Origin of the sequence: Paenibacillus sp. FSL E2-0151, from assembly GCF_037993015.1 — a bacterium.
Taxonomy (GTDB): Bacteria; Bacillota; Bacilli; order Paenibacillales; family Paenibacillaceae; genus Paenibacillus; species Paenibacillus amylolyticus.
Genome location: NZ_CP150308.1, coordinates 1,850,549 through 1,863,982, shown reverse-complemented (window position 1 = coordinate 1,863,982; position 13,434 = coordinate 1,850,549). Strand labels below are relative to the sequence as shown.

The 13,434-nt window shown below is 36.2% G+C and carries 15 protein-coding genes; 2 read left to right on the top strand and 13 right to left on the bottom strand.

Translation table 11 applies throughout. The features are described from left to right. Positions 1-134: 134 nt before the first annotated feature. A complete protein-coding gene (locus MHI55_RS08600) occupies positions 135-1,814 on the top strand; it encodes an ABC transporter substrate-binding protein (RefSeq protein WP_340389721.1) in 1,680 nt (559 codons plus the stop codon). Between the two features lie 105 nt (positions 1,815-1,919). Here the strand turns inward: MHI55_RS08600 and MHI55_RS08595 are convergent, their stop codons facing one another. The 11 genes from MHI55_RS08595 to MHI55_RS08545 form a co-directional block, all read right to left on the bottom strand. Then, the gene (locus MHI55_RS08595; protein WP_340389719.1) at positions 1,920-2,519 is read right to left on the bottom strand and encodes a hypothetical protein; all 600 of its coding nucleotides are present in this window, start codon (positions 2,517-2,519) and stop codon (positions 1,920-1,922) included. Between the two features lie 192 nt (positions 2,520-2,711). Beyond that, positions 2,712-3,014 (bottom strand): hypothetical protein, encoded by a 303-nt coding sequence (locus MHI55_RS08590; RefSeq protein ID WP_340389717.1) that lies wholly within the window; start codon positions 3,012-3,014, stop codon positions 2,712-2,714. Between the two features lie 453 nt (positions 3,015-3,467). After that, complete coding sequence (locus MHI55_RS08585; protein WP_340389715.1) at positions 3,468-4,271, bottom strand: hypothetical protein; 804 nt, start codon at positions 4,269-4,271, stop codon at positions 3,468-3,470. Between the two features lie 391 nt (positions 4,272-4,662). Further along, positions 4,663-5,427, bottom strand: a complete 765-nt coding sequence (locus MHI55_RS08580; protein ID WP_340389713.1) for a GIY-YIG nuclease family protein — start codon at positions 5,425-5,427, stop codon at positions 4,663-4,665. Positions 5,428-5,622: 195 nt separating this feature from the next. Next, positions 5,623-6,234 carry a hypothetical protein gene (locus MHI55_RS08575; protein WP_340389711.1) on the bottom strand — a complete coding sequence of 204 codons (612 nt, stop codon included), beginning with the start codon at positions 6,232-6,234 and terminating at the stop codon, positions 5,623-5,625. Positions 6,235-6,419: 185 nt separating this feature from the next. Then, entirely contained in the window at positions 6,420-7,553 is a 1,134-nt protein-coding gene (locus tag MHI55_RS08570; RefSeq protein WP_340389709.1) for a hypothetical protein, read from the bottom strand. 149 nt (positions 7,554-7,702) lie between these two features. Then, positions 7,703-8,074 carry a hypothetical protein gene (locus MHI55_RS08565; protein WP_340389707.1) on the bottom strand — a complete coding sequence of 124 codons (372 nt, stop codon included), beginning with the start codon at positions 8,072-8,074 and terminating at the stop codon, positions 7,703-7,705. Between the two features lie 198 nt (positions 8,075-8,272). Continuing rightward, on the bottom strand, positions 8,273-8,449 hold the full coding sequence (locus tag MHI55_RS08560) for a hypothetical protein (protein ID WP_340389705.1): 177 nt from the start codon (positions 8,447-8,449) through the stop codon (positions 8,273-8,275). Beyond that, a complete protein-coding gene (locus MHI55_RS08555; RefSeq protein ID WP_340389703.1) occupies positions 8,424-8,690 on the bottom strand; it encodes a hypothetical protein in 267 nt (88 codons plus the stop codon). Before MHI55_RS08555 ends, MHI55_RS08560 begins: the two co-directional genes overlap by 26 nt. Positions 8,691-8,876: 186 nt before the next feature. Beyond that, positions 8,877-9,467 (bottom strand): hypothetical protein, encoded by a 591-nt coding sequence (locus MHI55_RS08550; protein ID WP_340389701.1) that lies wholly within the window; start codon positions 9,465-9,467, stop codon positions 8,877-8,879. 956 nt (positions 9,468-10,423) lie between these two features. Next, complete coding sequence (locus tag MHI55_RS08545) at positions 10,424-10,807, bottom strand: hypothetical protein (RefSeq protein ID WP_340389699.1); 384 nt, start codon at positions 10,805-10,807, stop codon at positions 10,424-10,426. A 741-nt stretch (positions 10,808-11,548) separates the two neighbouring features. On the opposite strand from MHI55_RS08545, the gene MHI55_RS08540 reads away from it, so the two are divergent. After that, a complete protein-coding gene (locus MHI55_RS08540; protein WP_340389697.1) occupies positions 11,549-11,929 on the top strand; it encodes a hypothetical protein in 381 nt (126 codons plus the stop codon). Positions 11,930-12,116: 187 nt separating this feature from the next. On the opposite strand, the gene MHI55_RS08535 is transcribed toward MHI55_RS08540, so the two are convergent. Both MHI55_RS08535 and MHI55_RS08530 read right to left on the bottom strand, forming a co-directional pair. Then, entirely contained in the window at positions 12,117-12,557 is a 441-nt protein-coding gene (locus MHI55_RS08535) for a hypothetical protein (protein WP_340389695.1), read from the bottom strand. Between the two features lie 387 nt (positions 12,558-12,944). Beyond that, complete coding sequence (locus MHI55_RS08530; protein WP_340389693.1) at positions 12,945-13,424, bottom strand: hypothetical protein; 480 nt, start codon at positions 13,422-13,424, stop codon at positions 12,945-12,947. Positions 13,425-13,434: the final 10 nt, after the last annotated feature.

The following is a 13,434-nucleotide window of genomic DNA, read 5'->3' as shown; positions in this document are numbered from 1 at the left end:
ACCGAATTTTTTGAACTTCATTTGAACATTCACTAATAGAGTCCTATCGAAACTAACAAACTCATATAGATGCACTCCCGCACAAATTGGTACAGTTACACTGTAAAGATCATACACCGTAGGGGGATTGAACAATGATCAAATTCAAAAAAACATGGTGGTCACTGCTCATGGTTATCGCGCTCATCACGATCACTGCGTGCGGCAGTGGCGAGACAAGCAGTGACAATGGTAATAATACGCCGGGAACTGTCGGCTCAGCTGAAGCAGAAGCTGCTTTTGCTAAAGGAAAATATGACCCACCCATCGAGTTCAGTTCGGTATTGATGCCGAAGAAATACGTGCAAGGAGATACCAAAGAAAATAACGTGCACGATCGCTGGATGCTCGAAACGCTGGGTATGAAGCATAAAGATACCTGGTATCCGGCCAACGACGATCAATACAGACAAAAGCTGCAACTGGCTATCGCCTCTGGCGAGACGCTGCCTGATTTCGTGACAGTACCTACCAATGCGGTACTGACCAATCAGCTGATTGACTCCGGTCAATTCATCGCCATTGATGAGTTGTTCGACAAGTACGCGAGTCAGACCCTGAAAGATCATGCAACAGCACATCCTGAACTGTGGTATCCGTTCACGAAGGACGGCAAGAAGTACAACATGCCGATCATGGAGTACACCGATAACGACGATACACTGCTCTGGCTCCGCGAGGACTGGATGGAGAAGCTGAACCTGGAAGCTCCAAAAACCATCGCAGACCTTGAGAACATCATGGACAAATTCAAAAACGAGAACCCGGACGGTCTGTCTCCAGACAAAGTATTCCCACTGGCGATCTCGCTGAAAAATAACACCAACACCTGGATGGGCCAACTCGACTGGTTGTTCGGTGCATATGGCACAATCGAGGAGCAATGGAACAAAGACGCAAACGGCAATCTGGAGTACGGCTCCGTTAACCCGGGTGCGAAACAAGCCCTTGCCAAGCTGGCTGAATGGATGGAAAAAGGATATATCCATACCGACTCCGCCCTGTGGGATGAAGGTAAATCAGCTGAAAGTTGGACGGCTGGCAAAGCGGGCATTCTGCCTGGCGCAAACTGGGTTCCAGACTGGCCTGCACCTGACCTGCTCAAGAACGTACCTGGCTCAAAGTATAAAGCTTACCCTGTTCCAGCTGGCCCAGACGGCAAGATCGGTACGAAGTGGCAGAACTCTGGCGTCAACGCCAGCATCATGATCAACAAAGATGCCAAGCATCCAGAAGCAATCTTCTTGTACTACAACTACTTGCTCGATAACCTGGCTAATCCGGCTGCGGGCAGTGAGTATGAATATGGCTTTGCCAAAGGTTACGACTGGGATATTGTAGACGGCAAACCAACCAGTGACAAAGAGAAGATCAAAGACTTCTCCAACGAGTTCCCGTTCCTGACAGGGCCAGCCCGTATCCCGGATCTGTTCATGAAAACCCTCGTGAAGCTGGCTGACGGCGAGAAGCCCGAAACACCTTACGAGAAACAAATGGCCGAGTTCCGCAAACCGGAAAACTGGTATGCAGGTAAAGTGGTCATGTCGCAAATCGACATCCGTAAGCAAAACTACTTTACTGGCGCTGCAACACCAACCATGGTATCCAAATGGAACCTGCTCCGCCAGTCCGAGATGGAAACCTTCAACAAAATCATCTACGGCAAACTGCCAGTTGATGCCTTTGACCAATTCGTCGCCAACTGGAAATCCAATGGCGGAGATCAGATCACGCAAGAAGTGAATGAATGGTTTAAATCGGTAAGTGCGAAGTAAGGATTGAAAAAGTAACACGGGTCAAAATAAAAGTATAAAAAACAAGCCGAAGCGTGCATTGCCATCGCTTCGGCTTGTTTTTCTATATCTAGGTAACCTAGCACTTTAAAATACAGGAACTTCAACAGAATCTGTGCCCATAACTCTCTTTCCATCTTTCTCTTCTGATCCAACCTCAATACCAATTTTCAATGACTCAGAGGTGGACATCCCCTTTTTATCGGGACTTAATTCGATCACAATCGTTCCAGTACCTCCGCCATTTGCTATGTAATTTCGTTCTCTCCCAACTTCAATCATTGTGCACCATGAAGAGTCATCAGAAGAATTCATCCAAGTGGATACATACTCAGCAGGCTTTAAGTTCGATTGATGTTCAGGATAACTGCTGTTGATGCTGGAGACACTCCATTGATCAGGGATATAAAATGCAACACCACCCCAGTCAGTGGGGTCAATCTCTAAATGTGCTACTATCTTGATATGATCAATATGCTCCTTCTCACCCTCAACGAATATCGACCCTTCTGTCATAGTCTTTAAATTCGTTGATTTAGCATCCAGATCAAAGTTCTTAACTTGAATAATATTGCCATTAACAACTGGCTCATTGGCTTCCTTTTTGTTGAAATTCAAAAAAAACAGAATAAACACAATCGAAATAAACATAAAAAGCAAGATTAAGTATTTAGATCTTTTTTTCATAATAACCATACCTCGCTTCTACCCTTGTTTCTTTAAGCTTAACACATACTCAAAGCCCTCCTTTCCTTAATTTAGAATTTGGGAAAGTAGAGCATTAAAACCGGAGCCGAAGCGATAGATTCACGCTTCGGCTCCGGTTTTTAAGTTAAGATCTAGGCAGCTTCGCCTGACTTATGGGTTCGCCTTAGTGGATCAAGCCTCTGTCTCGGTCTCCTCTGGCATCGACTGACCCAGCAAGGATACTGTGAGCTCAATGCCATCTCGTAGCCCCTGCATATACAACCGCTCATTTTCTATGCCTTTGCTGACAATATAACGATTCTCCCACTCGGTATATTCAGGTGTTTGCTCGACATCTTTACCTGCAAACAAAACTTCAAATGCTTCATCTGTTCCCCCACGTACTCGACTCAGTTCAGGATCATGTTCAATCCGGGCAGTCACCTCATCCAGCCTTGCTTGAATCGCTCGTTGCATCCACCGTGGAAAATCCATAGCTTCTCCTCCCCTACGCATTATGTACCTCACATCATCGTGCAACTCGGCTATATCTTGCCTTCATCTCACTAACTCGTACCACCAGTTCATCCACCCTTCGGCTCTGTTCCTGAACCTCAGGGTTCTCCCACAACGGAATCGCTTGCTTCAAGGATGCTCTCCAAGCTGATTAAGCTTGCTCCGTTCCTCTTCCAATAAGTTAAGCAACCGGCTCATACATCCACCTCTCAGATGGGTCTAAACTGCGTCATGTCTTGTTAATAATAGACGCCGCACGATGGTATACACCACTTGTATCTTTCTTAATCAATTGTATTTGAAAATCCTACGATTTTAATGCGGATAACGAATTAAATAAAATTACCATTGGTTTAAATCTCCGGTGGCTAAAAATAGTATCAAAACTCCACATATACAAGCATACAAATGAAAGTGGAATATTACACAATACTAAGTAGTTTCAACATGAATTTTTAAAGTTTTTTTATAAAGTTCTTCAATTTCTATGAATCTACTATGTGTTTCAGGAGAAAACCTACATGAATCAGTTAAGTAATACTGCTTACTATCTATCGGATAATTTAAATACCATCTTTCAATTTCTCCATCTTCTTCAATTTCAAAGTATACATACTTATTATTGGAATTGGGAAGTGCATTATCAAAGTCAAAAAAACGGTATAATAGTCTTCCAATGGGCATAAGGAAACATACTATAATAATTAAATAGATAGCAGAAATTAAACTCATGATAAAGAAGATCTCTGAAATAGTTAGCTTTTCTGTATCATTTAGAACAAGTGAAAATTGAGCTCCAATATAGTAAGAGGGAAGAAGGTAAAAACCAACTGAAAAAATTAGTACAATTAAAAACACTACAACCGACCAAACTTTTGGCATAGGTCTTACTAAATCTGTCATTTTTTTATTTTTTACCTCTAATACAGATACAACAAACATAAGAAAAGCTATTAAAGAGATACCCCATATAATTGCTATTATAGGATTAAACATAGACTTTTCTTTAAATACACTAACAGTAATTGATAACATGATAATAAGTATGATGAAAACTTCAAACAAGTATTTAACAATTCTAACTGAAAATCTTTTTTCTTTTGACAACATTTTAACTTCAACTGGGTTTGATGTGAACAGAGTAATCGGTCTTATTCTAATAATCATAAGTATGATTGCAAATACAATACTTGGTATACCTACAATTTTAGATAAATTTTCTAATAGTTCTTCCACTTTTTATACTCCTTTTTAAAATCAAATTTCACCTTTGCGTACTTCAAGAGTTACTTGTAGAAAATCAAGTGAGTCAACGACTTCTTACTGATGTTTGCTTTCTCATGCATTTTCGGTAAACCAATGTGTATTTTTGATTCTGTTACGAAGTCTTTGCAACCGCTTCTTAGCTCTGCCTAACATAAAAACAGTAGCAAAGGTAGCTTTAACTTTTCGCATTTAACAGCCTTCTAATATGACTTCCTCACAATATCTGGAATACTATAAACTAAAAATGGTTCGTTTTAGGTAATACACACTTATCGAACTCCCAAAGAAGAAAACCAATTTCAAATGGACTGCCTCCATAAAATTTCTGAAAAACCCTTTTCGAAGTTAGTATTAATTTTCACTAAATTTGAAGTTCTTTGTTTATATATCCTTTTCTCGCCATCTCTTTATAAGTTCCTAAAATATCATTACGTTCTGTAGTATCTAATGCTTGATCGTATGAATAACCAAGATATAGCATATAGAACCTAACAGCAAATAAATAATTCTCGTATCTTTCTATCGTTGGTGAAGAAGCTATTTCTCTTAATGTTGATTTTGCAGTTAAGACTGATGGTTCTATGAAACTTTTTATTATTTGATAATTTCCCGATGTAGCACGTCTTTGACCATCAACTAAGCCGCCAACTCTATTCCAAAGTGGTAAATCTCCGTGCCGTTGTTTATAGGTCTCAATTAATATACCCTCAACTATTCTTAAATTTTCTATGTCTGCTTCATTTCTTAGATCAAATACTGGAAAATCTTCTACTTTGATACTACCCCAGCGTTTTTTATTCTTTCTAGTAATTGGTTGTGACAAAGGAGATTGTACAAAAATTGAATACCCAAGTCTATCGTATGTATTAAAGTATTCATTGATCTTCTCTTTCTTACATGCATTCGGATTGATCGGAATGATGCCATTATGTTGTTTAAAACGTTCTTCAAGATCAATCGCCAAACCAATATAGTATACTTCCTTTGTGTAGTAATTCCAAAATGTATAAATACCTGCAGAAGACCAACCATAATTGTCATTTGCACTACATAATTCTCTAAGTGCCGCAGTTATGTAGATAGCTTCTTCTTTTTTATAAGCATCAAGAATCGCAGTAGCAAACATATTTTCATCCTCTCAGTAAATCTCCGATAACGTTCCTGTATCCACGACCCGCCGCATGATGGGTGTCCGGTGCTTCTAATTCCTCGAAATGCTTATCTGCCGGGCCGAGGGCGTACCGATGTGTGAATATAATGTTATGCGGAGTGGCTGTTTTTCTGTCATAATTTTATTTGTAATTAGATGCTGTCCTTTTACTCATTTTAAATTGTACTTCATTACATCTTTAGCTTGATTATAAATTACTGTAAGGTAGCTATTATCAACTCCTTCAATAATCTTATCTAACATTCCTTCTTTTAATGAATTCCTTTGTAACGCTCTTGAAAAATCATTAATATCAACATTTTCTTTTGCTATTGTAAAAATCTTATCAAACAATTCTCCTGACTTCTTTATATCAGAACCATTTGCATCTAATTCAATTACTATTCGTTTAGCCTTATCAAAATGCTTTCTATCATATTCCAATAAAATAAGAACTGGATTATAGGGATAGGAAATTGCAAAATCAGCTTCTAATTTCTTCAGAAACTCAAGATATATTTCATCATTGAAATAATAATGCTTGCCTTTTATCGTTATTTTCTCATCATTTCGTTTGAAATTTTCTTCCAAATACCCAGGCAAATAAAAGTTTATAAACCTTCCTGAATTATAATCAAATCTGTCAATATAATTTAAGATATAATCTTTACATGGTTGTTGACGATAGTCAGCTATCAATAAACCAAAGGTAGCCGGAATCTCCATATTTTCTCGACGTTTTATTTCGTGGACTAACCTGTCATATTGTCCCAATGGCCACATAATGTCTCCTCCTAAATCGTATAATCTGGGTTTACAGTAATTTCGCATAATGTTCCTGTGTTCCTGACGTCGATTCCCCTTAGATAGCTCTTATCTTAGGGAAATCGATGTGTCTGCCTGCTTCCGCTTCCTCGGAATCCCTCAGGCAGACTGAGCGTCGTCAGCCGAAATGCTGGAACATGTTGTTAACTGATGTTGCTGCCTTCTTGAATATTTTTACGATTACTATGGTATTTATATTTTCTAAACAAATCACTAATGTCATCAGTACTCCTAATATAAACTTGCATGATTTCACTTCTCTGTATGAAGTTATTTACTCTGGAAATACTAAGATTACAAAATAGAAAAATCCTAATTTTAAGTCTAAATCGTAAACTTTCATCAATAGTTTTCATGAAAATCAATCTTATAAAAAGCACCTCATAAGCAGAAATAACCGTAAATAAATAAATGTAAAATACAAACATAAATGATAATAATAAAGGCAGAACAATATCTTTTACCTTGTCCACTAATACCAAATATTCAAAATTTATAATTATAAACTTTGTTGAGTGGTAAATAACTAGTATACCGATACTAATCAAGACGAAGTTAAAGAACTTCTTAATGGTATTTCCACCTTTGCTTTGAAGGTCAGGGGAATGATCTATTATCACGACAAATATCGATACACATGATGCAATAAAGGTTAAAACAACTTCACTTAAGAATGAAAAACTGTACATATTCGATATAAATTGTATTAAAGCAATTATTTTAATGTTATCTTTGACAAACGTAATAAAATATCGAATATCTCTCCCTTTCTCTATAGCTCTAACAGACGAAATGATTCCTACAATAAGAAACCATAATATAGAATCTTTTAATTGTCTTAACTCCCAAAAACCAATATATTTTAATATGAGTAACATACATATGAAATAAATAATCATACTCGAATACCAATAAATCAGCTTAATGTTAAACATACTATTTAGTAATCCCGGTATTGTCTTTCTTACGCCCTTAACAGAGAATGCACAAATAATAATGGCTATAATCCAAAATCCTAATGCTAACTCTCTATTATTAAAAATTTCTGTTATCTCAATAATTCCACTTTGAACATTAACAAATACTATTTTCATAAGATCGATAAGACCGTTGTAAAAGTATTGACAAAAGTCAATTGTTTTATTGATCATTTTTTTTGTATTGGTATAATGAAAGTATAAATTATAACAGATTGTTAAAACCAAGAATAACAGAATGGTTTCAATAAATAATATGATTGATAGTGCTTTTATTCTATTGAACTTAAAAATCTTCATGACTCACCTCCAAACTGCAGCAATTTCAGTTAACTTTCCTGTATTCACGACCCGACGCATGTCGGGTGTCCGGCGTATGCCGGACCCAGGACGAATGTCCGCAGCGCGAATATTATGTTATCTGATGGATCGGTATCTTTGATTTGTATTCAAAAATCTTTTCTTTTAAATTGTTTTGTATTCGTCTTAATCGCAACCGGCTTAATTGGTGTCATTAATTCGTTCCTAATATAGGTTTTACAATTTGGACATTGATAGTTTTTATATTTTGGTGATACCCTCGATAAATGCACTTCTTTATTTTCTACATCAATACAACGAGGGCAATATGGATTTTCTTTCTTCAAATCGCTTTTCTTCCAATATACCTGATCTTCAAAATTGAATAATTTATCTATATTTTCACTTTTATTTTTTTTTTCTTTTTTAATCTTTGAGTAGGCTACCTTAGATACTGCACTTAAAACTACTATCCCGACTCCACTGAATAACCACTCTTTATTATTAAATAACCAGTTCAATTACTTTCCTCAATTCAATTGAATTTGATGTATATATTATAAAATGATTTTCCGATATTTCAGATACCGTTTCTGTATTAATGAACCCCACAGCGGCTGTCTGCTGAAATGCTCCTCGAAATTCCTCCCGCAGACCAAGGCTCCACCGGAGCCGCAGCGTGAATATTATGTTAAGCGATGCCCTTGTCTTCTTCGAATCTACTTTAATAATAGGGTTGCTTTCTCGACCTCGCCTTGTTCATCTAAGTATTTTAAAGTTTGTTCAATATCCTCATCATTCATGGTTCTTACAATGATTAAATGCTGAATATTAATTCCTGGGGGATCTAAATTGGGTTTTTCAAAGTGTTTAATCAATCTCTCTGGTGTTGTCATTAAAACACCATCTCCTCGTTCCGTTATTAAAGGTTACCGTCACTTCAATCAAATCAAAATCTTCTAATTGATCATCAAACTTCCAGCTACTTAGAATAGGAATCTCCACTTCTCCGTCAACAAAATAATGTTTATCTATCCATACTCTCTTATTATGGTTTCCAATGATTCTAAATCGATCTACTTCTTCAGCCACCGCTTGATAAACTTTTCCCTTTAGTAAGGGCGTGTCCGTACACATCTATACGTGTACACGTTACACATTTACTATCCAATTCGTCACATCCATTACTAAGATTTAATTAGGTTTTCCTCTTACAAGGGTTTCGCATAACGTTCCTTTATTCACGACCCGGCGTATACCGGACCAAGGGCGCACACCCGCAACGTAAATATTATGTTAGCTGAAGTATTGTAGATTTTTGTATCATAGCCACTTTTGATCAATCATTAAATACTTACGAATTGCTTCTCTTAATCGCCTGATGTCTTGCTTATGACTAATTCTTCTACGATTAAAGTTGTTGTATACTCCAATCGGATTAATGTTAGGTTTCTCATTTTTAGTAAAGTATTTATCGCAAAGTTCTTTAAGGAACTCAGTTATTGCAGATTTCATATTGACCTGTATATTAATTTCAATGTCTGAAATGATCTTATCTAGCACTTCTTGAATACTCAAAGGCAAATATGGATTATGAGAGAAGTCGACCAACTTATTTTTAAATTCAGCATGAATTTTTGTTAGATGAATTTTATCGACCTCAATGATACCTTTTTTAGCATTCTCATACTTCGATCTTCCTATTGTTTCATATCTTGAATCATCAAGTTGCTTCTTATCTTTAAAAGCATCAATTATTTCAACATCTAATAGTTGCTTACTCTCACCTACATATATCCATCCCACAATTTGATCATCTATTTTCCTAATTAATTCATCCTGATTGGCAAGAAGAAAACCTAAATCTATTAAATGTTTATTCGTATTGATGACGGCAATTGAGGAGTAGTCCAAATCTTTGTGTAGCAATTTACTTTCTGATGGTAAAACCCCAAGCAGTTCAACTAGAATTTCAGATTGCTTTTTAATGACCTCAGTTCTTATAGGTTGTAGAACGGTTGCTCTTGCCCGACGATAAGTAAGTATCGCAACAATAGTACCTGTTGCCGTAAAAAGAATAGTTACGAAATCTTTGAGCCATGTGATATGTTACTTTTGATAAATTCGATAATTTTTATCACCCTTATCAATTAAAATATTTCAGCTAACGTTTCTGTATTCACGACCCGACGCATGTCGATTGTGTCCGGCGAATGCAGGGCCAAGGACGAATGACCGCAGCGTGAATATATTGTTATCGGATGTTTCATTCGTCTTCCTCGATAAGCATATCTGCTTTATTTTTCACGGTTGAAGCTGACTTTTTATTATGCCAGGCATCAATCGGAAAGAAATCTATAGTAATCTCATAATCCTTTGAAATTTTAGTTGCTTCTTTTTCAAATGTCTCTTTATTCTCGTAAGACTTTTCATCGTAATAAATGATTGAAAATATGCCGTAATCAATTCCGGTTACGTGTTGGTAAAGTGGAAGTTGATATTCTAAACCTTTTTTAGACTGCTATGAGAATCTACTTTAAACTCAATAAGAGCTCTGTATCTTTTTCCACAGCTGATTTTGAAGTCAACATAGCCTCTACCTGTGTGACTTTCTCTGGATATATCCAAGTTATAATTCTTTAAATACAAATCAATATTAAAATCAAAAAGGATTTGAATCTGATTTTCCGAAAAAACCAATTGTTATCATTTTATATTCCCCCTTTAGAATGAAATTTCCGATAACGTTCCTGTATTCACGACCCAGCGCATGCTGGGTGTCCGGCGAATGCCGGACCAAGGACGAATGTTCACAGCGTGAATATATTGTTATCTGTTGTTCGTGCTTTATCGCCTCATGGTTTAGTCTATTATGATTCTTTTTTATGATATTCCGGTCTAAAACTATCTTTATTCTTATAATAAGCGTCAATTGTTTCTTTATTGGTTTTTAAAGTTTCTATGATATCTGTTTCAGTGATTTTCTTTTTACTTAATAATTTTGCGATGTTTGAATAAAAAATCAAATATTCTGTAGAGGATAGCACATGAGGTTCTCTATTTTCTTCTTTAGCTTTTTGTAACTCACTATTTGCTCTAAACTCATATTCTTTATAAGCAGAGTCAAGCGTAATTTGAAGTATAGATGACTTGTAGTCATACCTTTTAGAAATAATTGAAATCACACTATTTGATACTACTGTAACTAAGGCTATACCAAGGCTTATAATACTTATTAAAATTTCTGGCTTCATGTTTTCTCCTTTTGTTAAATTTGATTGTTACGAATTGCAGATAACATCTAATCTATGTACTTCGTAAATATCACACATCCTGCCTGATATCTGAACTATGTATATGATAACCTATGCGGTGATATTTGCGAAGAAAAATTTAGCGAAAAAGGAAGAATTATTGGTATACTCAATCTCCTATGTCCGTACGATCCACTGGGCTTTGAATACGCCGAATATTTTTCGTACTAACATGCTTAGATCGCTGAGTTGTTCGTCCACTCGTATGACCAAGTAATTCCTGCATGTATCGTTGATCTTTACCGTTTTCTAGCAAAGGAGTGTCGAAGGTCATGGATACTTACCTTTTTCACAATTCCTGCACGTCTCATTGCTTTTTCAAAAACTTTCTGCACGAAAGCCCGGAAGAATAGGTCAGAGACAATATGGCCTTATGATTAAGGGTTGGTTACGTCTGAACATTGGACGTAGTAAAATCCATATTTTGAAGTGGAACGCTACTCAGAAAACGTTCGGCCTGATTACAATACGCTTTAAACGTTTTGCGGCTATATCTTCGTAACTTTAGCGTCTTCTGCAATGCTTCTTTGCTCCATGAGTTGTTGTTTACTTATTAGCATTTCATTCCGAATGAAACATTCCACTTACAAATAACGGAAAATACTGTTAGAATAAAACGGGTAATGAAGTTGCTTTAATGCAACGGTACTGTTATTAGTACAACATAAGGATGGGGATTATTTGATTAACAAGAAGCTAATAATTAGCGTTGTCACACTTTGTATTCTAATATTATTGGGTTTTCTCAGGTGGGACAATCTTGAGTCCAGCGCAGACTTTCATTATAAGTATGATCGATGGGCAGGTCAGAAATGGGTAGATTTCTATCCGCCGCTAGCTGCTTCATCCAACAGCATGGAGTTTCCACTTATATATAGGGATGAAATAAATCAAAATGATATAGATAAATATTTAGGAAAACAAGCTCTCTCTGGAGAGTTAGTGAATAAGTGGATTGAACGAACAAAGTTAACGGATGGATATATAGGTCTATTATTATTGAATATTCTAGTGGTCATTTACAGTTCTATTAAATTATTTATTTTGAGAGACAAAAAATAGGATGATCTTGATCCCCCTTCAATATGCCGAGGCACACGTTGCCAAAGGGCATACTAACACAAAGGCAGCCGTCCCACATAAGGAACTGCTGCCTTTACTCTTTATAATTTTCCCCACTTATAATATCAATGATGTATAGAAGTTATCCGCGAGCCATTGCAATGCTTTGAATATCTATATTCAGCGTTTAGTCTTCTAAACATACAAATTCCATCCCACAACAAAAGCAGCCAAGATGAAAGCCGAGATGCCAGACATAATGTACATCACCTTTTGCTTTTTGCTGTAAGTGTTCTTCCGCAGTTTGTAAATAAGCAAGCCAAGATACGCCACTGCTAGAACCACATAAAGAGTTAAACATTAAATTGATCCGTAGCGAAGAATAAGCTGGATAATTTTGAAACCTCAACTTCATGATGAAAAGATTAAGAAGGAGTACTGCACCTGCAAAATGAACTGCAAGATGATATTTATAAAAATTGGTTGGAGGATTATCACGGTAACGTAATTTGTACAGGAGCATCTGAATTAAGCAGCCGATCAAAGCACATAAACTGAAAACGATAGCTAGCACAACAGGAATAACAGAAATCTTAATTAAATTCACTTTTAAATTTAATACAGGCAAGAAATCAATATAAGTGGTAACAGAAATTTTCTCGGCAACATTATAAAAACTATTTAACTCATTTTTTGTGTATGTGTGTATGGTAAGAAATAAGCAGGATCGTTGCAGGTATTCTGATCTTTAGGCGCTAATTGAAACGAGCCGCAGAACGTAGCCCAATAGTTCTACTAGCTGAGGAAATTTGATATAAAAGGAGAAGATGAGTATCACTTCATTTCTAAAAATGATTTACTCAAGAATGATGATATTCAGGAATATTTATGGAAATAATGGAGATGGAGCAGTACGAACAACAGTCCCCTTGAAGGTCATTGCTGATTCAATTGGCGAAACGAGCGTACTACTCAACGATTGATAAAACTCAACGTCTCATCTCCTCTTACCAATCTATTGCACTTGTTTATCAAGGCTCACATTAAATGATGCTGTTATAGGTTTTTGTCTATAATCATTTGGTATAACTGCAATCTCCACAGTTAGATTTATAGATTCAGGTAGATTAATCTGATTTATATTCTCACTCGCAATTAAGTAATAATGTTTCTCATCTAATTCTATCAAACCTCCACCTGTTGGGCCAGAAGTTGTAATTAAATTTCCGTCATTATAAAGCTTACAAGAAATATTATACTCTTCTAAACTGAATCCTCTCACTTCATATCCGACCTTTATTTGTCCTTCGGTGTACTCAGCGTTTCGTAAATTAATCGTACCCCCATCAACCATTTTTGTTTGAATTTCAATATTGGCTTCGGGAATCTCTGGTTTTTTCAATAAATAACCCACTTTAAAATACCAAATAGCACCCAATACAACTGCAACAAGTATAATAATAGCAATAACATACTTCTTTTCTTTTTTATTCACAATTCTTACT

Excerpts from the sequence above, each read along its gene's own strand:
- MHI55_RS08595 (WP_340389719.1), bottom strand. The coding sequence starts at position 2,519 with ATGAAAAAAAGATCTAAATACTTAATCTTGCTTTTTATGTTTATTTCG.
- MHI55_RS08570 (WP_340389709.1), bottom strand. The coding sequence starts at position 7,553 with ATGAAGATTTTTAAGTTCAATAGAATAAAAGCACTATCAATCATATTA.
- MHI55_RS08555 (WP_340389703.1), bottom strand. The coding sequence starts at position 8,690 with ATGTGTACGGACACGCCCTTACTAAAGGGAAAAGTTTATCAAGCGGTG.
- MHI55_RS08600 (WP_340389721.1), top strand. The coding sequence starts at position 135 with ATGATCAAATTCAAAAAAACATGGTGGTCACTGCTCATGGTTATCGCG.
- MHI55_RS08575 (WP_340389711.1), bottom strand. The coding sequence starts at position 6,234 with ATGTGGCCATTGGGACAATATGACAGGTTAGTCCACGAAATAAAACGT.
- MHI55_RS08580 (WP_340389713.1), bottom strand. The coding sequence starts at position 5,427 with ATGTTTGCTACTGCGATTCTTGATGCTTATAAAAAAGAAGAAGCTATC.
- MHI55_RS08590 (WP_340389717.1), bottom strand. The coding sequence starts at position 3,014 with ATGGATTTTCCACGGTGGATGCAACGAGCGATTCAAGCAAGGCTGGAT.
- MHI55_RS08545 (WP_340389699.1), bottom strand. The coding sequence starts at position 10,807 with ATGAAGCCAGAAATTTTAATAAGTATTATAAGCCTTGGTATAGCCTTA.
- MHI55_RS08560 (WP_340389705.1), bottom strand. The coding sequence starts at position 8,449 with ATGACAACACCAGAGAGATTGATTAAACACTTTGAAAAACCCAATTTA.